We start from the raw sequence: 24,184 nt of genomic DNA, 5'->3' as shown, positions 1-24,184 counted from the left end.
AAGGCCCGGGCCCCCCTTGAAGAGACCCGGGCCCTCGCCCATTCATCCGGCAGCGTCCGTCACGCCGCCACCGGAACCTCCGACGTCGCGCCGTTCGTGGCCGGCGCCAACGCCAGCTCCAGGACCTGGCGGACGTCCGTCACCGCGTGGACGTCGAGCTTGTCCAGAACCTCGGCCGGGACGTCGTCCAGGTCGGGCTCGTTGCGCTTCGGGATGATCACCGTGGTGACCCCGGCCTGGTGCGCGGCGAGCAGCTTCTGCTTCACGCCGCCGATCGGGAGGACCCGACCGGTCAGGGAGACCTCACCGGTCATCGCCACGTCCGTGCGGACCAGTCGGCCGCTGAGCAGCGACGCCAGGGCCGTCGTCATCGTGACACCCGCGCTCGGGCCGTCCTTCGGCACCGAACCCGCCGGGAAGTGGATGTGCACGCCCCGGTCCTTCAAGTCGCCGACAGGCAGCTCCAGTTCGGCGCCGTGCGAGCGCAGGAAGGAAAGGGCGATCTGCGCGCTCTCCTTCATCACGTCACCCAGCTGACCGGTCAGCGTCAGACCCGCCGCGCCCGTCTCCGGGTCGGCCAGCGACGCCTCGACGTAGAGGACGTCACCGCCCGCGCCGGTGACCGCGAGGCCGGTGGCGACACCGGGTACGGCCGTACGGCGCTCGGCCGGGTCCTGGGCGGACTCGGGAACGTGGTGCGGCCGTCCGATCAGGCCACGCAGGTCGGCATCCGTGACGGTGAACGGCAGCTCCCGCTGGCCGAGTTCATGCTGGGCCGCGATCTTGCGCAGCAGCCGGGCGACGGACCGCTCCAGGGTGCGGACACCCGCCTCACGGGTGTACTCACCGGCGAGCTTGCGCAGCGCGCTCTCGTCGATGACGACCTCGTCGTCCTTGAGCCCCGCCCGCTCCAGCTGGCGCGGGAGCAGGTGGTCACGGGCGATGACGACCTTCTCGTCCTCGGTGTAGCCGTCGAGCCGGACCAGTTCCATACGGTCGAGCAGCGCCTCCGGGATGGCTTCGAGCACGTTGGCCGTCGCCAGGAACACCACATCGCTCAGGTCGAGTTCGACCTCCAGGTAGTGATCGCGGAAGGTGTGGTTCTGCGCAGGGTCGAGGACCTCCAGCAGCGCCGCGGCCGGGTCCCCCCGGTAGTCGGACCCCACCTTGTCGATCTCATCGAGCAGGACCACCGGGTTCATGGACCCGGCCTCCTTGATGGCCCGGACGATACGACCGGGCAGCGCGCCGACGTACGTACGCCGATGTCCACGAATCTCCGCCTCGTCCCGCACCCCACCGAGCGCGACCCGGACGAACTTCCGCCCCATCGCGTGCGCGACGGACTCACCGAGTGAGGTCTTACCGACACCGGGCGGCCCCACGAGGGCGAGCACGGCACCACCGCGCCGACCACCCACAACCCCCAGCCCCCGCTCCGCACGCCGCTTGCGCACGGCCAGGTACTCGGTGATGCGCTCCTTCACGTCGTTCAGACCGGCGTGCTCGGCGTCGAGGATCGCCTTGGCACCCTGGATGTCGTACTCGTCCTGGGTCCTTTCGTTCCAGGGCAGTTCAAGAACGGTGTCCAGCCAGGTGCGGATCCACGACCCCTCGGGCGACTGGTCGGAGGACCGCTCCAGCTTCTCGACCTCCTTGAGCGCGGCCTCACGGACCTTCTCGGGAAGATCGGCGGCCTCGACGCGGGCCCGGTAGTCATCGGACTCCTCGCCCTCGACCGAGTCTCCATTCAGCTCGCGCAGTTCCTTGCGGACGGCTTCGAGCTGGCGCCGCAGCAGGAACTCACGCTGCTGCTTGTCGACGCCTTCCTGCACGTCCTTGGCAATGGTCTCGGCGACATCCTGCTCGGCGAGGTGGTCGCGCAGGTGCTGCGTGGCGAGCTTCAGCCGGGCCACCGGTTCGGCGGTCTCCAGCAGCTCGATCTTCTGGTCGGTGGTCAGGAAGGGCGAGTAACCAGAATTGTCGGCAAGCGTGGACACATCATCAATAGCCTGCACGCGGTCGACGACCTGCCAGGCCCCCCGCTTGCGCAGCCACGCGGTGGCCAGCGCCTTGTATTCCTTCACCAGCTCGGAAACGGAGCCGGGCAAGGGTTCGGGCAGGCTCTCGTCGAGAGCGGTGCCCTCGACCCAGAGCGCGGCACCCGGGCCGGTGGTCCCGGCGCCGATCTGTACGCGGCTACGGCCGCGGATCAGCGCGCCCGGGTCGCCGTCGGCCAGCCGGCCGACCTGCTCGATGGTGCCGAGCACGCCGGTGCTCGCGTAAGTCCCGTCGATGCGTGGCACCAGCAGGACCTTGGGCTTTCCGGGCTCGGACCGCGCGGCGGCCTGGGCGGCCTCCACGGCGGCGCGTACATCGGTGTCGTTCAGGTCCAGCGGAACCACCATTCCGGGCAGCACGACCTCGTCGTCGAGCGGCAGCACGGGCAGGGTGAGCGGTGTGGACGTCGAAGCCATGATCTCCCCTTAGGCAGTCAAGTTGAGCTATGCCGACTCAATGCTTGGGCTCCTTCGATTGTTCCCCAGCTGTTGTTCGCCGTGAGCGATCAGCCGGCTCACCACTGCCTCGCCCCAGGTCAACGCGGAATGGGCGCCGTGGCTTCCCGCCAAAACCGGTTGCTGCGGCCACGCACCTCGGCGACCCTCACCCCGTGACAGAGACAGAGATCTTGCTGGCGGCCTACGACGACCAGTTGCGCGGCACCCCGCCCATTCCGCCCGCGGGAGTGACGTACGAGAAGGACGGGCCGCTGCTTCGGGTCGTCGGGCAGTTCCGGGGGTTCGTGAGCGGGCCGCGTGACCTGGGGATACGGGGGCGGGAGCTGGATGAGCTGATCGTGCGGCAGCGGGACTTCTTCGCGGCGCGCGGAGAGTCCGTGGAGTGGAAGACCCGCGCCCATGACATACCGGCCGACATCCCGGACCGGCTGCGCGCGGCGGGGTTCGTGGCCGAGGAGCGGGAGACCGTGCTGATCGGGCGGGCCGAGGAGATGGCCGTACGGAAGCCCGTGCTGCCGGACGGGGTCACGATCCGCCGGGTCACTGCCGAGGCGGACCTGCGCCGGCTCGGGGCCCAGCAGTCGTCCGTCTGGGACGCGGACCTGAACTGGCTGGTCACCGATCTGCTCGGCCGGATCGCCGCCGCTCCGGACGAGATGGCCATCTACGTCGTCGAGGCGGAGGGCGAGATGGTCTGCACGACCTGGATCGGCTTCCGGCCGGGGACGGGGTTCGCCAGCCTGCTGGGCGGCTCGACGGTCGCCGAGTGGCGCGGCAAGGGCATCTACCGCGCCCTCGTCGCCACCCGGGCCGCCCTCGCCGCGGCCCGTGGAGTCCCGTACCTGCACGTGGACGCCACGGACGACAGCGCGCCGATCCTGCGCCGCCTGGGCTTCCGGGCGGTCACGACGACCACGCCGTACGTGTGGTCACCGGGCCGACCTGATCAGGAGGCCGTGCGACCGAGGTAAACCGGCAACCGCTCGTGCGGGCCGCACACCACGGGGCCGGACCGGCCGACGGTCCGAGTGGACACCCCGACGACCGCCCGCCCACCCTGCATCGAGCCGCCCTCCGGGCGGGCCGCGCCCCGCCGGGTGGCCTGGACCGGCCGGCCGGTCCAGACAGACACCGCGACGACCACCCGCCCAGCCGACCTCCGGGCGGGCCGGACCCGCCGGGCGGCCCGAACCGGCCTCGCGGCCCAGGCAGACACCCCGACAACCACCCGCCCAGCCAACCTCCGGGCGGGCCGCACCCCGCCGCGTGGGCCGGACCCGCCAGGTGGCCCGGACCGGCCTCACGGCCCAGGCAGACACCCCGACGACCACCCGCCCGATACCGACCCACCTTCCGGCCGATCACCACGACCACGCCCTCACGCACGGTGGCCGGATCAGGAGCAGGAAAGGGAGCGGCCCAAGTAGGCCAGCAGCTGCCCGTGCGAAGCCGCGCCCGGCGCCGGCTGGACCTCGGGGCCGAAGACTCCGGGCATGCGGAACGCGTCGAAGCCGCCCATCCCCCGCATCACCGACAGCAGTTCCGCGCACAACTCCTCGTCCACCGAAGCCTGTTGACCCGTCGCGACCGCCAGGTCCACGCCGTGGACGCAGACCTCCGTGAAGTGGATCAGCGCGGCCATCGGGCCGGGCAGCGCGCCCAGCGAGATGTGGACGGTGATGTCGAGGGCGCCGGGGCGGTTCCAGGCCGCGCGGTCGGCCTCGGCCGCCTCCGTGTACGCGCCGCGGGGATCGGCGCCCAGCCAGTCGGACTCGTGCGCGGCGCTCGGGCCGGTGCCGTCCAGTTCGGCGGTGAAGATGCGCATCCCGCCCACCGTGTGGTTGAGGAGGGTCCTGGCGTCCCACTCCACGCACGGGGTGGGGTTCGTCCACTGGGCTTCGGCAACTCCCGCCACCACCACAGCAGTTGCGTCGATCGCCCGCTCGATCCACCGCACCGCATCCGCATCCCGTATCCGTATCCGTCACTTGGACCTCCCCCGTCCCGGACCGCGATCGACTCTCCGCGTCTTCGCAAGGGAATCGCTACACCCCCGCAACGGCATTCACAGGCAACTGCCGCAAGATGCAAGCCGATTCACAGCTTACGGTCGGCACATACGGGGACATGGGGGATCAAGTGGGCGACGATCAGCAGCGGCGTGGACCGGGGAGGCGGACGGTCGTGGCCGGGGCCGCCGTGCTCGCGACGGCGGCGGCGATCCCGGTCGCCCTCCGCGTGGCGAAGGGCGACAAGAGCGACCCGGCGACCGAACCGGCCACGCCCGTACGGAACATCACCTCCCCCACTCCGCACACCCGTGCCCGTGGCGACGACCGCCCCAACATCCTCGTCGTCGTCACCGACGACCAGCCCAAGGACACCGACTGGGCGACCCCGCAGACCGTCGACTGGCTCGGCGACCACGGGGTCACCTTCGAGCGGGCGCACGCCAACACCCCGCTGTGCGCGCCCTCCCGTGCCTCGATCATGTCGGGCCGGTACGCGCACAACCACGGTGTCCTGGACACCCGTCACCCGTACCACCTCGACCAACACACGACCGTGCAGCGGCAGTTGCACAACTCCGGTTACCGCACAGGCCTGTTCGGCAAGTACCTCAACTACTGGCACACCGGCGACAATCCGCCCCACTTCGACGAGTGGCTGCTCCAGGAACCGGTGGCGTACTACAACGGTCATTACAACGACGGCGGGACGGTCCGGAACATCCCCGGCTACAACACCACCGTCATCAAGGACCGCGCGCTCGCCTTCCTGGAGGGCTCCCGCACGGACCGGCGGCCTTGGTTCGCGTACGTCGCCACTCGCAGCGCCCACGAGTTCAACATCCCGGAGAAGAAGTACGCCGACACGCGTGTTCCGGAGTGGGCCGGGCGGCCGTCCGTCTTCGAGAGCGACAAGGCCGACAAGCCTGCCTTCCTGCGCAAGGCCAAGGACGGGCTGCGCGCCGGACAGGCCCTGCGCGCCCGCCAGTTGCGCACGCTGCTCTCGGTCGACGACGCGATGCGCGACTTCCGCGACAAGCTGCGGGCGCTGGGCCAGTTGGAGAACACGCTCGTGCTGTACACCAGCGATCACGGGCTGTGCTGGGGCGACCACGGCTGGCTGCGCAAGTCGGTGCCGTACCGGCCGAGTCTGGAGGTGCCGTTCCAGCTGTCCTGGCCGGCCCGGGGTCTCGACAGGGGCACCTCCGACGACCGTCTCACCGGTCACGTCGACATCGCGCCCACCCTCCTCGACGCGGCCGGCCTCACCCCGGACACCCCGCACGACGGCCACTCGCTCCTCGGCACCGGCGACCGGGACCATCTGCTCGCCGAGTGGTGGTGGAACCGGCAGGACCAGGAGCCGATCCACACCTGGGCGACGTACATCGGCAAGTCCGAGCAGTACACGGAGTACTACCGCACCCGCCTCGACAGGAACGGCCTGGCGACGAACGGCGACGGCAAGGTGCTCTTCCGCGAGTACTACGACCTGCGCGCCGACCCCTACCAGCTCACCAACAGACTCCACGCCGCAACCGCCGAGGAGGAGAAGCGACTTGGCATCCCTGCGTTGGCGAAGAAGCTGAACTCGGCCAGACAGGCCGGGAGTTAGGCCAGGGCCGCCGACTCCTGCTGCCAGCGCCGTATCAACGGCAAGGTCGCGATGCCTATCGTGAGCGAGATCAGATGGCCCCAGTTCGTCATGGGGTCGGTGAACTCGATCAGGTCCTCGACCAGCGACCAGCCGAACAGGCCGATCAGCGGCAGGCCCAGCCACGGCCGCAGCAGACCGGACAGCGCTCCTATGCTCGTCGCGACGCCGAAGCTGATGCCGTAGTCGAGGCGGTGGAGCGAGCTGTTGGGCAGATGGCCCGCCAACACGGCGATTCCCACGGTCCCTTCGGTCGCGAGCGTGGCCAGGATGTGGCCGGACAGGAACACCCCGGCGGCCCGGACCCCGCCGATCCGCCGCTCCAGCGCGGTCAGCACGAGCAGGAAGAGGATCGCGTACGGCGACATCATCCCGCCGACGATCCACAGCGCACTGGCGATCAGCACGAGGAACGGGTCGCGCACGAGGTGGGCCACATCAGTGCTGGAGGCCTGGTGCAATTCGTTCACGAGGGTCGGATCGGCGTACTGCGCCACGAGGGAGGTGACGAGGAGCAGCATCGCGTAACCGAAGGTGAACGGCGTCCCGGTGGGCGTGGGCAGCAACCGCCAGGGGTGGAGGCGGCGGAGCGCCACCAGGAGTCGCGATTCTCCGGGAACGGCGGGGGTCGACGCCGAGACGGACACGGCTGCCCGGCCCGCCGGGGCGAGGGCCAACTCCCCTGCTGTCGCCGCGACTTCTCGCTGTCTCGGCATCGCGTCCAACAGCCCGGGGTCCAGTACCGAATCCGGCCCGGAATCATCAGCCAAGGGCGCGCCCGAGGGCGCAGCGGAGGCCTTTGTGTCGGCCGTCGCGGTCCGTTCCACTCTGAGGCGCTCCTTACGTTTCGGCCCACCCTTCGCCGTCCTCCATGCCGCTGTCTATGACCGACGCCACGCGAGAGCCGATTCACAGCAACCCCAGAGCTTTCTTACGCGTCCGCGAGCAGCTTGCACCCGGACGTGTCTCCCCGGGGTTAATTCGGCTGCCCATTCCGGTGAAACTGCCAGGATGGGTCGCATGACCACCGCGTACGACACTCCCGTTGTCCTGGACCGTCGCGAGGGCCCCTACGGCGAGGTGGTGCTGCGCCGGCACGGGGAGTTGCTGCAGATCATCGCCAACGGCTGCTTCCTGATGGACACCTCGGACGGCCGCTCGGAGCGGCTGCTGGTCGACGCCGCGTACGACGCGCTCGACAGCCGCCGGGAACCTGCCGTGTTGATCGGCGGGCTCGGTGTCGGGTTCTCGCTCGCGCATGCCGCCGCCGACCCCCGCTGGGGCCGGATCACGGTCGTGGAGCGGGAGCCCGCGATCGTCGAATGGCACCGTTCCGGGCCGCTGTTGGCGCTCTCCGCGTCCGCTCTCGCCGATCCGCGGACCGACATTGTGAAAACGGATCTTGTCGCATTCGTCAATGAGACTTGCGCCACTTTCGACGCGCTCTGCCTCGACATCGACAACGGCCCCGGCTGGACGGTCACCGACGGCAACGACAGCCTCTACTCACCGGCCGGACTGGCAAGCTGCGCAAGGGTGTTGAGACCGGGCGGGGTACTGGCCGTATGGTCGGCGCAGCCCTCGCCGGAATTTGAACGAACCTTATGGAATGCCGGGTTCCAACAGGTGCGTACCGAAGAGATCCCGGTTGCCCGAGGCGTTCCCGACGTCGTGCACCTCGCCGTACGACCTGGATAGCAAAGCCGCCGTCACTCCCCGTACTCTGCTTCCCTGACGCAGATCATTCAAGCGTCAAGCGCAGTCATGGGATCACCCCACATGGTTCCGGAAAGCACACTTCAGGGGCGGGCGATGGAGCAGACACACACCTCCCACAACGGCACGGCCACGGCCACGCCGGGCGCGCAGCGCCGGGTGCTGGTGGTCGAGGACGACCCGACGATCGTCGACGCCATCGCGGCCCGTCTGCGTGCCGAGGGATTTCTCGTGCAGACCGCGGGCGACGGGCCTTCGGCCGTCGACACCGCCGAGGCCTGGCAGCCCGATCTGCTGATCCTCGACATCATGCTGCCCGGCTTCGACGGACTGGAGGTCTGCCGCCGTGTGCAGGCCGCCCGCCCGGTGCCGGTGCTGATGCTCACCGCGCGCGACGACGAGACCGACATGCTGGTCGGGCTCGGGGTCGGCGCCGACGACTACATGACCAAGCCGTTCTCGATGCGGGAGCTGGCGGCGCGGGTGCACGTCCTGCTGCGCCGGGTGGAGCGTGCCGTGGTGGCCGCGTCCACCCCGCGCTCGGGCATCCTGCGGCTCGGCGAGCTGGAGATCGACCACGCGCAACGCCGGGTACGGGTGCGCAGCGAGGACGTGCATCTCACGCCCACCGAGTTCGACCTGCTGGTGTGCCTGGCGAACACCCCGCGTGCCGTGCTCTCGCGCGAGCAGCTGCTTGCCGAGGTGTGGGACTGGGCGGACGCCTCCGGCACCCGCACCGTCGACAGCCACATCAAGGCGCTGCGCCGGAAGATCGGCGCCGAGCGGATCCGCACGGTGCACGGCGTCGGCTACGCACTGGAGACTCCTACGCCATGAGCGACGGGCCGACGTCACGGAGGAGCCCCGGGGAGCCCTGGGGCGGCGTACGCCCGTTCTCGATCAAGACCAAGCTGGGCGCGCTGGTCGTCATCGCGGTGCTCATCACCACCGGGCTGATGATGATCGCCATGCGCACGGCGACGGAGCTGCGCTTCATCACGGTCTTCTCGATGATCGCCACACTGCTGATAACGCAGTTCGTGGCCCATTCGCTCACCGCGCCGCTGGACGAGATGAACACGGTGGCCCGGTCGATCTCGCACGGCGACTACACGCGCCGGGTGCGCGAGAACCGCCGCGACGAACTGGGCGACCTGGCCGGGACGATCAACGTCATGGCCGACGAGCTGGAGGCCCAGGAGCGCCAGCGCAAGGAACTCGTCGCGAACGTCTCGCACGAGCTGCGCACCCCCATCGCGGGCCTGCGCGCCGTACTGGAGAACGTCGTCGACGGCGTCTCGGCCGCCGATCCGGAGACCATGCGGACGGCGCTGAAGCAGACGGAGCGGCTGGGACGGCTCGTCGAGACGCTGCTCGACCTCTCGCGGCTGGACAACGGCGTCGTCCCGCTGAAGACCCGCCGCTTCGAGGTGTGGCCGTATCTCTCGGGCGTGCTCAAGGAGGCCAACATGGTCGCCTCCGCGCGCGGGGGCATCGCGTCGGGCTCGGGGAGTCACACGCGGACGGACGTCCATCTGCACCTGGACGTGTCCCCGCCGGAGCTGACCGCGCTCGCGGACCCGGAGCGCATCCACCAGGTCGTCGCCAACCTCATCGACAACGCGGTGAAGCACAGCCCGGCGCACGGGCGCGTGACGGTGAAGGCGCGGCGCGGGTCACTGCCCGAGTCGCTGGAGCTGGAGGTCCTGGACGAGGGACCCGGCATCCCGAAGGCGCAGTGGGCGCACATCTTCGAGCGGTTCAACCGGGGCGCGGTGAGCTCGCCGCACGGACCCGGCAGCGACGGCGGTACGGGCCTCGGCCTGGCGATCGCCCGCTGGGCGGTGGATCTGCACGGCGGCCGGATCGGAGTGGCCGAATCCGACCGTGGCTGCAGGATCATCGTCACCCTCCCGGGACTGTCATCCGTGCCAAGTTGACGTAAAGTTCGACCCGGAGCCCCAAGATCCACGGCAGTCCATGCTGACGGACACGTGTGATCAGGCACAGGCCCGCGCCGTTCGTGCGCCCGGCCCGCACCAACACACCCCTCCCATAGCGGAACCACGCTTGTTTCCCGCCATTTCGGCCCCCGAAACACACTTTCCGGTGTGACTTACACGACGATGGACCGGCCCGACCTGACCTTCGTGGTCATGGGGGCGTAGCCTTAATTCCCGCTGTCCATCACCTTGTGAAGCGGAAGAGGGCGGTTGCCGCCGTGTCGTCACAGTCCCCCAGTAACTCGACCATCTCGACCGAGTCCGACCAAGCCGCGGGTAAGAATCCCGCGGCGGCGTTCGGTCCCAACGAGTGGCTCGTCGACGAGATCTATCAGCAGTACCTCCAGGATCCGAACTCGGTAGACCGAGCCTGGTGGGACTTCTTCGCCGACTACAAGCCGGGCGCTGCCGCCGGCCCGACCTCGGCAGGTACTGCGGCCGCGGGGGCCGTAGGCACCACTCCGGCCCAGGCGGCACCCGCCGCCCCGGCTCCGGCCCCGGCCGCTCCTGCCGCGCCCCCTGCGCCCGCCGCTCCGGTGGTCCCCGCACCGGCGCCCGCAGCCGCCGCTCCGGCGCCGGTGAAGGCCGTAGCCCCGGCTCCGGCCCCCGTGAAGCCCGCCGCGGTCGCGAAGCCGAAGGCCGAGCCCGCGGCGGAGGCCCCCGGTGGTCCGGAGTACGTGACGCTGCGCGGCCCCGCCGCCGCGGTCGCGAAGAACATGAACGCTTCGGTCGAGGTGCCCACGGCGACGTCCGTGCGCGCGGTCCCGGTCAAGCTGCTCTTCGACAACCGCATCGTCATCAACAACCACCTGAAGCGTGCCCGGGGCGGGAAGATCTCCTTCACCCACCTCATCGGCTACGCGATGGTGCAGGCCATCAAGGCCATGCCGTCGATGAACTACTCCTTCGTGGAGAAGGACGGCAAGCCGACCCTGGTCAAGCCGGAGCACGTGAACTTCGGTCTCGCCATCGACCTGGTGAAGCCCAACGGCGACCGCCAGCTCGTCGTCGCCGGCATCAAGAAGGCCGAGACGCTGAACTTCTTCGAGTTCTGGCAGGCCTACGAGGACATCGTCCGCCGCGCCCGCGACGGCAAGCTGACGATGGATGACTTCACGGGCGTCACCGTGTCGTTGACCAACCCCGGCGGCCTCGGCACGGTCCACTCGGTGCCGCGTCTGATGCCCGGTCAGTCGGTCATCATGGGCGTCGGCTCCATGGACTACCCGGCGGAGTTCCAGGGCACGAGCCAGGACACCCTGAACAAGCTCGGCATCTCGAAGGTCATGACGCTCACGTCGACCTACGACCACCGGGTCATCCAGGGCGCCGCCTCCGGCGAGTTCCTGCGCGTCGTCGCGAACCTCCTGCTCGGCGAGAGCGGCTTCTACGACGAGATCTTCGAGGCGCTGCGCATCCCGTACGAGCCGGTCCGCTGGCTCAAGGACATCGACGCGTCGCACGACAACGACGTGACGAAGGCCGCCCGCGTCTTCGAGCTGATCCACTCCTACCGGGTCCGCGGCCACGTCATGGCCGACACCGACCCGCTGGAGTACCGCCAGCGCAAGCACCCCGACCTGGACATCACCGAGCACGGCCTCACCCTGTGGGACCTGGAGCGGGAGTTCGCGGTCGGCGGCTTCGCCGGCAAGTCCCTGATGAAGCTGCGCGACATCCTGGGAGTGCTGCGCGACTCTTACTGCCGCACCACCGGCATCGAGTTCATGCACATCCAGGACCCGAAGCAGCGCAAGTGGATCCAGGACCGCATCGAGCGCTCGCACTCCAAGCCGGAGCGCGAGGAGCAACTGCGCATCCTGCGCCGCCTGAACGCGGCGGAGGCCTTCGAGACCTTCCTTCAGACGAAGTACGTCGGCCAGAAGCGCTTCTCCCTTGAGGGCGGCGAGTCCGTCATCCCGCTGCTGGACGCGGTCATCGACAGCGCGGCCGAGTCGCGCCTCGACGAGGTCGTCATCGGCATGGCCCACCGAGGCCGCCTCAATGTGCTGGCGAACATCGTCGGCAAGTCGTACGCGCAGATCTTCCGGGAGTTCGAGGGCAACCTCGACCCGAAGTCGATGCACGGCTCCGGCGACGTGAAGTACCACCTGGGCGCCAAGGGCACGTTCACCGGCCTGGACGGCGAGCAGATCAAGGTCACCCTCGCGGCGAACCCGTCCCACCTGGAGACGGTCGACCCGATCATCGAGGGCATCGTCCGCGCCCGCCAGGACATCATCAACAAGGGCGGCACGGACTTCACGGTCCTGCCTCTTGCCCTGCACGGTGACGCGGCCTTCGCGGGCCAGGGCGTGGTGGCCGAGACGCTCAACATGTCGCAGCTGCGCGGCTACCGCACCGGCGGCACGATCCACATCGTCATCAACAACCAGGTCGGCTTCACGGCGGCTCCCGAGTCGTCGCGTTCCTCGATGTACGCCACCGACGTGGCCCGCATGATCGAGGCCCCGATCTTCCACGTGAACGGCGACGACCCCGAGGCCGTCGTCCGCGTCGCCCGCCTGGCCTTCGAGTTCCGCCAGGCGTTCAACAAGGACGTGGTGATCGACCTCATCTGCTACCGCCGCCGCGGTCACAACGAGTCGGACAACCCGGCCTTCACCCAGCCCCTGATGTACGACCTGATCGACAAGAAGCGCTCGGTGCGCAAGCTGTACACCGAGTCCCTCATCGGTCGCGGCGACATCACCCTTGAGGAAGCCGAACAGGCACTCCAGGACTACCAGGGCCAGCTGGAGAAGGTCTTCACGGAGGTCCGCGAGGCCATCGCACAGCCCGGCGCGGCTCCGATGGCGGACCCGCAGGCGGAGTTCCCCGTCGCGGTCGGCACCGCGATCTCCTCGGAGGTCGTGAAGCGGATCGCCGAGTCCCAGGTCAACATCCCGGACAACTTCCACGTCCACCCGCGCCTGCTGCCCCAGCTGCAGCGCCGGGCGACGATGGTCGAGGACGGCACGATCGACTGGGGCATGGGCGAGACGCTGGCGATCGGTTCGCTGCTCCTTGAGGGCACCCCGGTCCGCCTCTCCGGCCAGGACTCCCGCCGCGGCACGTTCGGCCAGCGCCACGCGGTCCTCATCGACCGCCAGACGGGCGAGGACTACACCCCGCTCCAGTACCTCTCCGAGGAGCAGGCGCGGTACAACGTCTACGACTCCCTCCTCTCCGAGTACGCGGTCATGGGCTTCGAGTACGGCTACTCGCTGGCCCGCCCCGACGCCCTCGTGATGTGGGAGGCGCAGTTCGGCGACTTCGTCAACGGCGCGCAGTCCGTGGTCGACGAGTACATCTCGGCGGCGGAGCAGAAGTGGGGCCAGACGAGCGGTGTGACGCTGCTCCTCCCCCACGGCTACGAGGGACAGGGTCCCGACCACTCCTCGGCTCGTGTGGAGCGCTTCCTGCAGCTCTGCGCGCAGAACAACATGACGGTCGCGATGCCGACGCTCCCGTCGAACTACTTCCACCTCCTGCGGTGGCAGGTGCACAACCCGCACCACAAGCCGCTGGTGGTCTTCACCCCGAAGTCGATGCTGCGCCTCAAGGCCGCCGCGTCGAAGACGGAGGAGTTCACGACCGGTCAGTTCCGCCCGGTCATCGGCGACGAGTCGGTGCAGGACCCGGCCGCGGTGCGCAAGGTCGTCTTCGTGACGGGCAAGCTGTACTACGACCTGGAGGCCGAGCGGGTCAAGCGCGGCACCACGGACACGGCGATCATCCGCCTTGAGCGGCTGTACCCGCTGCCCGGTGCCGAGGTCCAGGCCGAGATCGCCAAGTACCCGAACGCCGAGAAGTACCTCTGGGCCCAGGAGGAGCCGGCCAACCAGGGCGCCTGGCCGTTCATCGCCCTGAACCTGATCGACCACCTGGACCTGGCGGTCGGCGCGGACGTGCCCCACGGCGAGCGCCTGCGGCGCATCTCCCGCCCGCACGGCTCGTCGCCGGCGGTGGGTTCGGCCAAGCGGCACCAGGCGGAGCAGGAGCAGTTGGTGCGTGAGGTGTTCGAGGCGTAACCGCCCCGCACTGGCGCACGCGGCCGGGCCGCACCCCCTCTCCGGGGGTGCGGCCCGGCCGTTTGCGCGCACTTATCCTTGACCCATGTACTTCACGGACCGTGGCATCGAAGAACTGGAGAAGCGGCGCGGCGAGGAAGAAGTCACCTTCGAGTGGCTCGCCGAGCAGCTGCGGACGTTCGTCGACCTGAACCCGGACTTCGAGGTCCCGGTGGAACGCCTGGCGACCTGGCTGGCACGGCTGGACGACGAGGACGACGACGAGTAGTTCCTGCGGTGGTACCGCCGGGCTGTGTCAGTCCCGCGGGCGGGCGAGGTCGTAGGCGAGGCCCAGCGTTCCGTGGGCCAGGAGCAGTGCCCCCGCGACGATCCAGCCTCCGCTACGGCGTCGTAGGCCCCACGTCGTGAGCGGGAGGCCCGCCGTCATCTGGGCCAGGGCCAGGGCGCGTGCCGCGGGGGTGCCGGACCAGGGCATCCAGGGGCCCAGGCGGCTGTTGTCGACCGCGTCGAGTTCCGCGCGGACCGCCTCGCGCCAGCCCGACCACTCCACCTGCCGGGCGTCCGGGCGGATGCGGGCGATCTCGCGGAGGCGGTCGGCGGGTTCGCCGGGGGTGAGGCCGGTGGGCAGTGCCACTCCCGCGCGCGTGAGGACCGCGAGGAGACCGCGCAGGCGGGTGCGGGCGTCGGCTTCGGGGTCCGGTCTCGTGAGGTGGTCGAGGGACTGCAGGTCCAGTACGGGGTCCAGGCCGAGGCGGGCGGCGAAGGTGCGCATCGCCTCGTCCTCGCCGGCCGGGGTGCCGTCGGTGAGCCAGACGTAGCCGACGGGGCGGCGGAAGCCCGAGGCCAGGGTGTAGCCGGCGCGGTCGGCGTCCCACCACAGGGCGAGGACGGGCCAGGGGGCGCCGACGGCGAGCGCGGTGGCCCAGCCGGTCAGGACGCGGTCGACCGGTTCGCCGCCGTGCAGCCAGGGCTTGCCCTCGGGGACGAGGACGCTCCAGTCGTCGCCCGCGCGGGTCAGCAGCATGCGTTCGCGGAGCAGGTGTGCCGCCTGGGCGACGGACTCGGGTTCCGCCCGGCAGAGCAGCAGGGCGCCCGGGGTGGCACCGGTCTGACGTCTGGCCTGGGGCTTCTCCGTCGACATGGTCACACGCTAGGCCAATTTGTTCACTTTCGTCTGCCGTGCGGTACTTGGCGACCGATCGCGGACCACCGGAACGGGTGTCTTGACTTTCCTCATCCACGATATATCGTGTTTCTCGGAAGACGCGATATGGCGCGTCGTGTCCGATCCCGTCCCGTCCGGTTCGACCGAGGAGGTCTGCATCATGTCCGAGTGGTCCGTCGCAGAGCCCAGGAAGCTCACGTTCGACGAGCCCGTGAGCGATCTCCACGTGCGCATCGTCAACGGAACAGTGAACGTCGTGGGGACGGACGAGGGTTCCGCCCGTCTCGAAATCTCCGAGATCGACGGGCCGCCCCTGGTGGTGACCCAGAAGAACGGCACGCTGACGGTGGCGTACGAGGACCTGCCCTGGAAGGGCTTCCTCAAGTGGCTCGACCGGAAGGGCTGGCGGCGCAGCGCGGTGGTCTCCCTGGCCGTTCCCGCGAGCACCCGGGTCGAGGTCGGGGTGGTCGGGGCGGCGGCCGTCGTCTCCGGGATCAGCGGGCCCTCGGTGGTGCGGGGGGTCACGGGCGACACGACCCTCGTCAGCCTCTCCGGGCCGGTCCGCGCCGAGACGGTCTCGGGGAACCTGGAGGCCCAGGCCGTCACCGGCGACCTCCTGTTCCACTCCGTCTCCGGCGACCTCACCGTCGTCGAGGGCTCGGGACCGTCCGTGCGCGCCGACTCGGTGAGCGGCTCGATGATCGTGGACCTCGACCCGGACGGCCCGACCGACGTCCGGCTGAACAACGTCTCGGGCGAGATCGCCATCCGGCTGCCGCATCCGGCGGACGCGGACGTCGAGGCGAACACGGCGAGCGGTTCGATCTCGAACGCCTTCGACGGGCTGCGGGTGCACGGCCAGTGGGGCGCCCACAAGATCACCGGCCGACTGGGCGCGGGCACCGGAAAGCTGCGGGCCACGACCGTCTCCGGCTCGATCGCCCTGCTGCGGCGCCCGGCGGCGGAGGACGGGGACGGGCCGTGGGAGACCGGTGCGAAGGACACCGTCCAGGACAGCGGACAGGGGACTGAGGACGATGTGACCGGTGCCCCCGTGGACGGGGCTCAGGGCGACTCGGGGGACAATTCCGTTTCCGGCCCGGACGGCGCTTCCGGCACCGCCGCGGCCGACGGTACGACCGACAAGAAGGTGCTCTGACATGCCTCCCGTCTTCGCCCACGGCCGCCTGCGCCTCTACCTGCTGAAGCTGCTGGACGAGGCCCCCCGACACGGCTACGAGGTCATCCGCCTCCTGGAGGAGCGCTTCCAGGGGCTGTACGCGCCGTCGGCGGGCACGGTCTACCCCCGCCTGTCCAAGCTGGAGGCCGAGGGCCTGGTCACCCACACCAGCGAGGGCGGCCGGAAGGTGTACGCCATCACGGACGCCGGCCGCGCCGAACTGGCCGACCGCAGCGGCGAGTTGGCCGACCTGGAGCTGGAGATCCGCGAGTCGGTGGCCGAACTGGCCGCCGAGATCCGGGCCGATGTCCGGGGCGCGGCGGGCGACCTGCGGCGCGAGATGCGCGCGGCGGCCTCCGAGGCCCGGCAGGGAGCCGGGACCGGGCGCGGCCGACGGGGCGAACACGAGGTCCCTGTCGGGGACTTCACCGACTTCGGCGACAAGGAGTCGTGGCGCGCCGCCAAGGAGGAGATGCGCCGCGCCAAGCAGGAGTGGAAGGAACAGGCCCGGCGCGCCAAGGACGAGAGCCGGCGGGCCCGTGAGGAGGCCCAGCAGGCCCGGCGCCAGGCCAAGGAGGCGCAGGCGCGGGCGTGGGCGCAGGCCCAGGAGGAGATGCAGCGCATCGGCCGCCAGGTCCAGGAGCACGCGCAGGACCACTTCGCGCGCGGCGACTGGCCCACGGGCGTAAGGGAGAGCCTGACCGAACTGGCCAAGGAGTTCGGGGACTTCGGGAAGGAGTTCGGCAAGGACTTCGGGTTCGGGCGGCCGGGCTCAGGTACAGGTGCGGGCAAGTCGGCACCGGCAGCGCCGTCGGCGCCCGAGTACAGCCAGACCCCGGAGGACTTCCCCGCCGAGTACGAACCGGCCTGGGCCCACGAGGACTCCACCGGCGAACCGGCCCGCGACCTGGACCGCCTCCTGGACCGTTTCCGGGACGACATCCGCGACGCGGCCCGCGACCGCGGTGTCACCGAGGACCAACTCCGCGACACCCGCCGCCACTTGTCGGCGGCGGCGGCGCACATCGGGGCGGTACTGCGCGGCAGCCGCAAGGCCTGAGCCGGCACACCGTGACAGGGGCGCCGGGACACCCGCCCCGGGCGCCCCGCCCCGCCGCTCAGCCCGCCTTCGCCTCTCCCCCGCCGTACAGCACGCGCGTCGCCGTCTCGTGGGTCACCCCGTGATCGGCGAGCACCTCACCGGGCACGCCGGGGAGGATGGTCAGGGCGAGGAGGAGGTGTTCGTCGCCGATGTGCCGGTCGCGGTGGGCCACGGCGAGGCGCAGGGACCTCTCCAGGACGTTCTTGGCGCCGCGGCTGAAGGCACGGCGGCCCGACCACCACTCCTTGTCCCTGCGGTCGCCGGACATCGCCCCGACGCCGTGCACCTCCTCGACCCGAGCGACGATCTCCGAGACGTCGATGCCGAGCCCGGCAAGGGCGTCGGCCTCGGACTGCGAGAGCCCCGCACGTCGGCGCGCGTCGCCCAGAGCCTGCCGTACGGACTCCTTGCGTTCCTCTGGAGCGAGGCCGAGGGCGGTCAGGGCGAAGGAGGCCCGGCTGGCCTCGCGGTCGAGGAGGGCCAGCAGCAGGTGTTCGGGCTCGACGGAGCCGGACCCCGACCGCTCGCAGTGCTCCACCGCGCCCTGCACCACGGCGCGGGCGTCCTTCGTGAACCGTTCGAACATCACTGCCTCCCGTACTTCTTGTGCACGGCCTGCCTGCTGACACCGAGTTCCGCGGCGATCTCCTGCCACGACCAGCCCTGGTTGCGCGCACTGCGCACCTGCACCGCCTCCAACTGCTCCACGAGCTTGCGCAGCGCGGAGACGGCACGCAGGCCGATCCGTGGATCACGGTCACCCGCGCGCTCGGCGAGATCCGTTGCTTCGGTCATGATGTCAACCTACGTTGACACGCCTTCCATGTCAACCAAAGTTGACGGACGATGCCGGCAAATGTCTGCGGCCGGCCCGGAAACCCGGACCGGCCGCAGAGCCATGGAACTGAAGGGAAGGGAGGGGAGCCGCTAGCCGTTCGTGAGCACGATCTTGCCGAACTGGCCGCCGGAGTTGAGCCGTTCGAAGCCCTCGCGGGCCCGGTCCAGCGGGAGGACCTCGTCGATGACCGGGCGGACCCCCGTCGTGGCGCAGAAGGCGAGCAGGTCCTCCAGCTCGTCCTTGGTGCCCATCGTGGAGCCGACGACCTTGAGTTCGAGGAAGAAGATGCGGGTCAGTTCGGCGTGCGAGGGTCGGTCGCCGCTCGTGGCGCCGGAGATGACGAGCGTGCCGCCGGGCTTCAGCGACTTGACCGAGTGGGACCAGGTGGCGGCGCCGACGGTCTCGATGACGGCGTCCACGCGCTGCGGCAGCCGCGCACCCGGCTCCACCGCCTCCAGGGCGCCCAGTTCCAGCGCCCGCTTCCGCTTGGCCTCGTCCCGGCTGGTCGCGAAGACCCGCAGCCCGGCTGCCTTCGCGAGCACGATGGCGGCCGTGGCGACACCGCCGCCGGCCCCCTGGACGAGCACCGAATCCCCGGGCCGCACCCCGGAGTTGGTGAAGAGCATGCGGTACGCCGTCAGCCAGGCCGTGGGCAGACAGGCGGCCTCCGCGAAGGACAGCTCCTTCGGCTTCGGCAGGACGTTCCACGTCGGTACGGCGACCTGCTCGGCGAAGGTGCCCTGGTAGTGCTCGGTGAGGATGGAACGGGGTTCCCTGGGGCCGACGCCGTGGCCGGTCTGGCCGATGACGGAGTGCAGGACGACCTCGTTGCCGTCCTCGTCGACACCGGCGGCGTCGCAGCCGAGGATCATCGGCAGCTTGTCCTCCGCGAGGCCCACGCCGCGCAGGGACCACAGGTCGTGGTGGTTGAGGGAGGCGGCCCTGACGTCGACGGTGCTCCAGCCCGGCCGGGCCTCGGGGGCGGGGCGCTCCCCCAACTCAAGGCCGGAGAGCGGCTGGTCGCGGTCGATTCGGGCGGCGTAGACGGCGAACATGACCTTGACGATAGGCTCCGCCGGTTGGCCAGGGAACTACCTCGCGCTGTGACACATGCCCTCTTGCGCGAGGGGTGCGGGGTGTTGGCCTGACCGTCTCCTGGGGGCTGCGCCCCCAGACCCCCGCTGTCGGCCTGAACGGCCTCGTCCTCGAACGCCGGACGGGCTGAGATTCCCGGACCCAGCGACTGCCTGCGGCCGCCGGCCGGCTCCAGCCGCCCACGGCAAGGCCCGCTCATCGGTGGTCCGAACGGGCGGGCGGGTGGGATGGCGCCCGAGCCCTCACGGCCCGCAGCCGCCGAAGAAGCACGAGCCCGCCACGGCAGACGCCCACCCCTCAAGTCACCCGAACGGGCGGGCGGGCGGGCAAAGAAATGGCCCCGCCCGGGCGGACGGGGCCATCGGAGTTACCGTCGGGCAACGCCCTCCGCCCGCGCCGCCGCGGCCACAGCGGCCGTCACCGCAGGCGCGACCCGCTCATCGAAGGGCGACGGGATGACGTAGTCCGCGGCGAGATCGTCACCGACGACACCGGCCAGCGCCTCCGCCGCCGCGATCTTCATCCCCTCCGTGATCCGGGACGCCCGCACCTGCAGCGCGCCCGCGAAGATGCCCGGGAACGCCAGCACGTTGTTGATCTGGTTCGGGAAGTCGGACCGCCCCGTCGCGACGACCGCCGCGTACTTGTGCGCCACATCGGGGTGCACCTCGGGGTTCGGGTTGGCCATGGCGAAGACGAACGCGCCCTCGGCCATCGAGGCCACGGCCGGCTCCGGCACCGTACCGCCGGAGACACCGATGAAGACGTCGGCACCTTCCAGCGCCGCTTCCAGCGTCCCGGACAGCCCGGCCTTGTTGGTGAGCTCGGCCAGTTCCCGCTTGACCGGCGTGAGGTCGTCCCGGTCACGCGAGACGATGCCCTTGCGGTCGGCGACGGCGACGTCACCGAGCCCGGCCTCCAGCAGGAACTTGGCGATGGCCACGCCTGCCGCGCCCGCGCCGGAGATGACGGCCCGCAGGTCGCCCAGCTCCCGCCCGGTCAGCCGCGCAGCGTTCCGCAGGGCCGCCAGCGTCACGATCGCCGTACCGTGCTGGTCGTCGTGGAAGACCGGGATGTCGAGCCGCTCCTGGAGCCTGCGCTCGATCTCGAAGCAGCGCGGCGCCGAGATGTCCTCCAGGTTGACACCCCCGAAGGACGGCGCGAGGCGCACCACGGTCTCGATGATCTCGTCGACGCCGGTGCAGGCCAGCGCGATCGGCACCGCGTCCACGCCGCCGAACTGCTTGAACAGGATCGCCTTGCCCTCCATGACGGGGAGGGAGGCCTCGGGACCGATGTCGCCGAGTCCGAGCACGGCCGTACCGTCCGTCACGACGGCGACCACGGACGACTTCCATGTGTAGTCGTGGACGAGTTCCGGCTGCTCCGCGATCGCGGTGCACACGCGCGCGACGCCGGGTGTGTACGCCAGGGACAGGTCGTCCTTGTCGCGGATCGGCACGGTGGCCTGCACGGCCATCTTGCCGCCGCGGTGCAGCGCGAACACCGGATCGAAGGAATCGAGGGGCTCGGCCCCGCCGTCCTGATCCGTACTGCTGTCGCTGCGAGGATTGACGATCTCCGCTGCCACTTTGTCTAACCCCTTAGGTCTTCATTGATTTGAGGGTGGCCACTCCCTGGTGAGGGGTGGGCGGGCACCGCGCAGGGCCCAGAGAGTTGATGCGTACGAGCACCTGCGCGACGGGCGCGCCGCACACGCGCCCTGAGCCCCGGATGAGGGGTGTAAAGAACCTTCTTACCGGACGGACGGCACCGAGGACGAGTCCAATAGGCGCAAGGTCACATCTCGTCCGCCGAGGGCGGAAGGCTGATCGATCACTTCGTGGGACAAGCCGAAGATCTTCCGGCCGGAACGAGGCATTCCCGTAGATGGTCCGTGCCGAGGCCGTCCCGATGTACCGACCTGATGCGATTCGGGGGTCACCCGTTATCCGATTTTGACATGGAGAGTCCCCTGAATGGTTCAGTCCGAATGGCAAGATGCCCTAATCACACGAGGTCGCGACACCCGAAGGTGTGTGTTCTCGTCGACCCGTCGGCACCGCCATCCATCCGCCGGAGGATTTCACCATGACCGCACGCTTCACCCGTCGTACGACCGCCCCGCACACCCGGCTGGTAGCGGTCGGTGCGGTCGCGGTCGCCGGCGCCCTGCTGGTGACCGGCTGTGGTGACCAGACCAAGAAGAGCTCCGACAGCGCATCCACCAGCTCGGCGCCGCTGGCGAGCAAGCTCCCCGCCGCGATCCGCGACAAGGGAGTCGTGAGGGTCGGTTCGGACATCGCGTACGCGCCGGTCGAGTTCAAGAACGACTCCGGCACCGTCGTAGGCCTCGACCCGGACCTCGCGGCCGCGATGGGCAAGCAGCTCGGCGTGAAGTTCCAGTTCGAGAACGGCACGTTCGACGGCCTGCTCACCGGTCTGCGGTCCAACCGCTACGACATCGCCATGTCCGCGATGACGGACAACAAGAACCGTCAGGACGGCGTCGACCCCGACACCGGCAAGAAGGTCGGCGAGGGCGTCGACTTCGTCGACTACCTGACCGCCGGTGTCTCGATCTACACGCGCAAGGGCCAGACCGAGAACATCGCCTCGTGGGCCGACCTGTGCGGCAAGAAGCTCGCCGTCGAGCGCGGCACGGTCTCCGAGGACCTCGCGAAGTCCGAGTCGAAGAAGTGCACGGGCGGCAAGAAGATCACCATCGAGCCCTTCGACGACGACCAGCAGTCCCAGACCCGCCTGCGCTCCGGTGGCGCGGACGCGGCCTCCTCCGACTTCCCGGTCGCCGCGTACGCGGTGAAGACCTCCGGCGGCGGCAAGGACTTCCAGCTGGTCGGCGAGCAGGTCGAGGCGGCGCCGTACGGCATCGCGGTCGCCAAGAGCAACACCCAGCTGCGGGACGCGCTGCAGGCCGCGATGGACGCCGTGATCAAGAGCGGTGAGTACCAGAAGATCCTGACGAAGTGGGGCGCCGAGGACGGCGCGGTCAAGTCGTCCGTCGTCAACGGTGGCAAGTGACCGCGAATCCGCTGTCGCTGAGAGGCAACATCCGTGACTTCTGACATCGACAAGACGGCGGGGCCGAAGGACACACCCCCGGCCGGTCCTGAGGCCATCAAGGCCATTCCGGTCCGGCACTACGGGCGCTACGTCTCCGCCGTCATCGCGATCGGCATCCTGGTCGCGATCGTCTACGCGTTCGGCCAGGGCAAGATCAACTGGCATGCCGTACCGGACTACTTCTTCGACCACCGGATCCTGACCGGTGTCTACAAGACCCTCCTCCTGACGGTCCTGTCGATGGTGATCGGCATCGTCGGCGGCATCGGCCTCGCGGTGATGCGGCTGTCGAAGAACCCGGTGACCTCGTCGATCGCCTGGTTCTACATCTGGTTCTTCCGCGGCACTCCGGTCCTGGTCCAGCTGTTCCTCTGGTTCAACCTGGGCCTGGTCTTCGAGTACATCAACCTCGGGCCGATCTACAAGAACTACTGGTCGGCCTTCATGACGCCGCTACTGACGGCGCTGCTCGGCCTCGGCCTCAACGAGGCCGCGTACATGGCGGAGATCTGCCGCGCCGGTCTGCTGGCCGTCGACGAGGGCCAGACCGAGGCCTCGCACGCCCTGGGGATGAGCCACGCCAAGACGCTGCGCCGGATCGTGATCCCGCAGGCGATGCGGGTGATCGTGCCGCCCACGGGCAACGAAGTGATCAACATGCTGAAGACGACCTCGCTCGTGGCGGCCGTCCAGTATCCAGAACTCTTCCGGTACGCCCAGGACATCGGCCAGAACTCCGGTGCCCCGGTGGAGATGTACTTCCTCGCCGCCGCCTGGTACCTGATCATGACGTCCGTCCTGAGCGTCGGGCAGTACTACATCGAGCGGTACTACGCCCGCGGTTCCAGCCGTGCGCTGCCGCCGACGCCACTGCAGAAGATCAGGGCGAACGTGCTGTCCATCGGCCGTCCGAAGGGAGCCGCGGCATGACCGACAAGCTCACCGAGTCCGACTCGGCCACGACCGACCCGTCGGTCCCGATGGTCAAGTCCGAGGGCGTCCACAAGTCGTTCGGCCCGGTCGAGGTCCTCAAGGGCATCGACCTGGAGGTGAAGTCCGGCGAGGTGTTCTGCCTCATCGGCCCGTCCGGTTCCGGCAAGTCGACCTTCCTGCGGTGCATCAACCACCTGGAGAAGATCAACGCCGGCCGGCTCTCCGTCGACGGCGAACTGGTCGGCTACCGCCAACAGGGCGACAAGCTCTACGAGTTGCGTGACCGCGAAGTGGCGGTGAAGCGCCGGGACATCGGCATGGTCTTCCAGCGCTTCAACCTGTTCCCGCACATGACGGCCGCGGAGAACATCGCCGAGGCGCCGGTGCAGGTCAGGGGCGTCAACAAGGGGCAGGCCAGGGAGCGCGCGATGCAGCTCCTGGAGCGGGTGGGACTGGCCGACAAGGCCCAGAGCTACCCCTCGCAGCTGTCCGGCGGCCAGCAGCAGCGGGTGGCGATCGCCCGGGCGCTGGCCATGGACCCGAAGCTGATGCTGTTCGACGAGCCGACCTCGGCGCTGGACCCGGAGCTGGTCGGTGACGTCCTCGACGTCATGCGCGACCTCGCCGAGTCCGGCATGACGATGATCGTCGTCACGCATGAGATGGGCTTCGCCCGGGAGGTCGGCGACAGCCTCGTCTTCATGGACGGCGGCGTGGTGGTCGAATCCGGCCACCCGCGCGACGTTCTGACGAACCCTCAGCACGAGCGGACACAGGGGTTCTTGTCCAAGGTGCTGTAGCGGTACGGCGGTTCCTTCAAGGGGCGGTACGGATCTTCCGTACCGCCCCTTG

20 protein-coding genes are annotated in these 24,184 nt (G+C 69.7%); 12 read left to right on the top strand and 8 right to left on the bottom strand.

Translation table 11 applies throughout. The annotated features are described in order from the left end of the window. Positions 1-59 precede the first annotated feature (59 nt). Positions 60-2,477: an endopeptidase La gene (gene lon, locus AB0I69_RS38850; RefSeq protein ID WP_363100465.1), complete on the bottom strand. Its 2,418-nt coding sequence runs from the start codon at positions 2,475-2,477 to the stop codon at positions 60-62. 194 nt (positions 2,478-2,671) lie between these two features. Between lon and AB0I69_RS38845 the strand changes: the two genes are divergently transcribed. Then, entirely contained in the window at positions 2,672-3,490 is an 819-nt protein-coding gene (locus tag AB0I69_RS38845) for a GNAT family N-acetyltransferase (RefSeq protein ID WP_363100464.1), read from the top strand. Between the two features lie 425 nt (positions 3,491-3,915). Here the strand turns inward: AB0I69_RS38845 and AB0I69_RS38840 are convergent, their stop codons facing one another. Further along, entirely contained in the window at positions 3,916-4,476 is a 561-nt protein-coding gene (locus AB0I69_RS38840) for a TIGR03086 family metal-binding protein (protein ID WP_363100463.1), read from the bottom strand. Positions 4,477-4,646: 170 nt separating this feature from the next. Between AB0I69_RS38840 and AB0I69_RS38835 the strand changes: the two genes are divergently transcribed. Continuing rightward, entirely contained in the window at positions 4,647-6,143 is a 1,497-nt protein-coding gene (locus tag AB0I69_RS38835; protein WP_363100462.1) for a sulfatase, read from the top strand. On the opposite strand, the gene AB0I69_RS38830 is transcribed toward AB0I69_RS38835, so the two are convergent. Further along, the gene (locus tag AB0I69_RS38830; protein WP_363100461.1) at positions 6,140-7,009 is read right to left on the bottom strand and encodes a rhomboid-like protein; all 870 of its coding nucleotides are present in this window, start codon (positions 7,007-7,009) and stop codon (positions 6,140-6,142) included. The two genes, AB0I69_RS38835 and AB0I69_RS38830, sit on opposite strands and share 4 nt — an antisense overlap. Positions 7,010-7,202: 193 nt before the next feature. Between AB0I69_RS38830 and AB0I69_RS38825 the strand changes: the two genes are divergently transcribed. The 5 genes from AB0I69_RS38825 to AB0I69_RS38805 all read left to right on the top strand — a co-directional run bounded on the left by AB0I69_RS38825 (position 7,203) and on the right by AB0I69_RS38805 (position 14,203). Then, a complete protein-coding gene (locus AB0I69_RS38825; RefSeq protein WP_363100460.1) occupies positions 7,203-7,880 on the top strand; it encodes a spermidine synthase in 678 nt (225 codons plus the stop codon). 114 nt (positions 7,881-7,994) lie between these two features. Then, positions 7,995-8,735, top strand: coding sequence for a response regulator transcription factor (locus AB0I69_RS38820; RefSeq protein WP_033282112.1), 741 nt, complete (start codon positions 7,995-7,997; stop codon positions 8,733-8,735). Next, complete coding sequence (locus tag AB0I69_RS38815) at positions 8,732-9,838, top strand: ATP-binding protein (RefSeq protein WP_363100459.1); 1,107 nt, start codon at positions 8,732-8,734, stop codon at positions 9,836-9,838. The genes AB0I69_RS38820 and AB0I69_RS38815 overlap by 4 nt, the downstream gene beginning before the upstream one ends. Positions 9,839-10,119: 281 nt before the next feature. Beyond that, positions 10,120-13,935: a multifunctional oxoglutarate decarboxylase/oxoglutarate dehydrogenase thiamine pyrophosphate-binding subunit/dihydrolipoyllysine-residue succinyltransferase subunit gene (locus tag AB0I69_RS38810; protein ID WP_363100458.1), complete on the top strand. Its 3,816-nt coding sequence runs from the start codon at positions 10,120-10,122 to the stop codon at positions 13,933-13,935. 85 nt (positions 13,936-14,020) lie between these two features. Then, a complete protein-coding gene (locus AB0I69_RS38805) occupies positions 14,021-14,203 on the top strand; it encodes a DUF6104 family protein (RefSeq protein WP_019075209.1) in 183 nt (60 codons plus the stop codon). Positions 14,204-14,230: 27 nt separating this feature from the next. Here the strand turns inward: AB0I69_RS38805 and AB0I69_RS38800 are convergent, their stop codons facing one another. Beyond that, positions 14,231-15,076, bottom strand: coding sequence for a hypothetical protein (locus tag AB0I69_RS38800; protein ID WP_363100457.1), 846 nt, complete (start codon positions 15,074-15,076; stop codon positions 14,231-14,233). A 184-nt stretch (positions 15,077-15,260) separates the two neighbouring features. Between AB0I69_RS38800 and AB0I69_RS38795 the strand changes: the two genes are divergently transcribed. After that, positions 15,261-16,259 (top strand): hypothetical protein, encoded by a 999-nt coding sequence (locus AB0I69_RS38795; RefSeq protein ID WP_363100456.1) that lies wholly within the window; start codon positions 15,261-15,263, stop codon positions 16,257-16,259. Position 16,260: 1 nt separating this feature from the next. After that, on the top strand, positions 16,261-17,340 hold the full coding sequence (locus AB0I69_RS38790; protein ID WP_363100455.1) for a helix-turn-helix transcriptional regulator: 1,080 nt from the start codon (positions 16,261-16,263) through the stop codon (positions 17,338-17,340). Positions 17,341-17,398: 58 nt separating this feature from the next. On the opposite strand, the gene AB0I69_RS38785 is transcribed toward AB0I69_RS38790, so the two are convergent. The 4 genes from AB0I69_RS38785 to AB0I69_RS38770 form a co-directional block, all read right to left on the bottom strand. After that, positions 17,399-17,968, bottom strand: a complete 570-nt coding sequence (locus tag AB0I69_RS38785; RefSeq protein ID WP_363100454.1) for a Clp protease N-terminal domain-containing protein — start codon at positions 17,966-17,968, stop codon at positions 17,399-17,401. After that, on the bottom strand, positions 17,968-18,177 hold the full coding sequence (locus AB0I69_RS38780) for a helix-turn-helix domain-containing protein (protein ID WP_363100453.1): 210 nt from the start codon (positions 18,175-18,177) through the stop codon (positions 17,968-17,970). The genes AB0I69_RS38785 and AB0I69_RS38780 overlap by 1 nt, the downstream gene beginning before the upstream one ends. A gap of 132 nt (positions 18,178-18,309) precedes the next feature. Next, positions 18,310-19,275 (bottom strand): zinc-binding dehydrogenase, encoded by a 966-nt coding sequence (locus AB0I69_RS38775; RefSeq protein WP_363100452.1) that lies wholly within the window; start codon positions 19,273-19,275, stop codon positions 18,310-18,312. A 407-nt stretch (positions 19,276-19,682) separates the two neighbouring features. Next, the gene (locus AB0I69_RS38770) at positions 19,683-20,906 is read right to left on the bottom strand and encodes an NADP-dependent malic enzyme (protein WP_363100451.1); all 1,224 of its coding nucleotides are present in this window, start codon (positions 20,904-20,906) and stop codon (positions 19,683-19,685) included. Between the two features lie 500 nt (positions 20,907-21,406). Here AB0I69_RS38770 and AB0I69_RS38765 point away from each other — a divergent pair, with 500 nt between their 5' ends. Genes AB0I69_RS38765 through AB0I69_RS38755 form a run of 3 tightly spaced genes read left to right on the top strand, consistent with a single transcriptional unit; the run spans position 21,407 to position 24,132 of the window. Beyond that, positions 21,407-22,357, top strand: a complete 951-nt coding sequence (locus AB0I69_RS38765) for an ABC transporter substrate-binding protein (RefSeq protein ID WP_363100450.1) — start codon at positions 21,407-21,409, stop codon at positions 22,355-22,357. A gap of 33 nt (positions 22,358-22,390) precedes the next feature. Then, a complete protein-coding gene (locus AB0I69_RS38760) occupies positions 22,391-23,329 on the top strand; it encodes an amino acid ABC transporter permease (protein ID WP_363100449.1) in 939 nt (312 codons plus the stop codon). Beyond that, positions 23,326-24,132, top strand: a complete 807-nt coding sequence (locus tag AB0I69_RS38755) for an amino acid ABC transporter ATP-binding protein (protein WP_363100448.1) — start codon at positions 23,326-23,328, stop codon at positions 24,130-24,132. Before AB0I69_RS38760 ends, AB0I69_RS38755 begins: the two co-directional genes overlap by 4 nt. Positions 24,133-24,184: the final 52 nt, after the last annotated feature.

This window comes from Streptomyces sp. NPDC050508 (genome assembly GCF_040655155.1).
In the GTDB taxonomy this organism is placed as follows: Bacteria; Actinomycetota; Actinomycetes; order Streptomycetales; family Streptomycetaceae; genus Streptomyces.
This window is presented reverse-complemented; position numbering and strand designations above follow the sequence as displayed.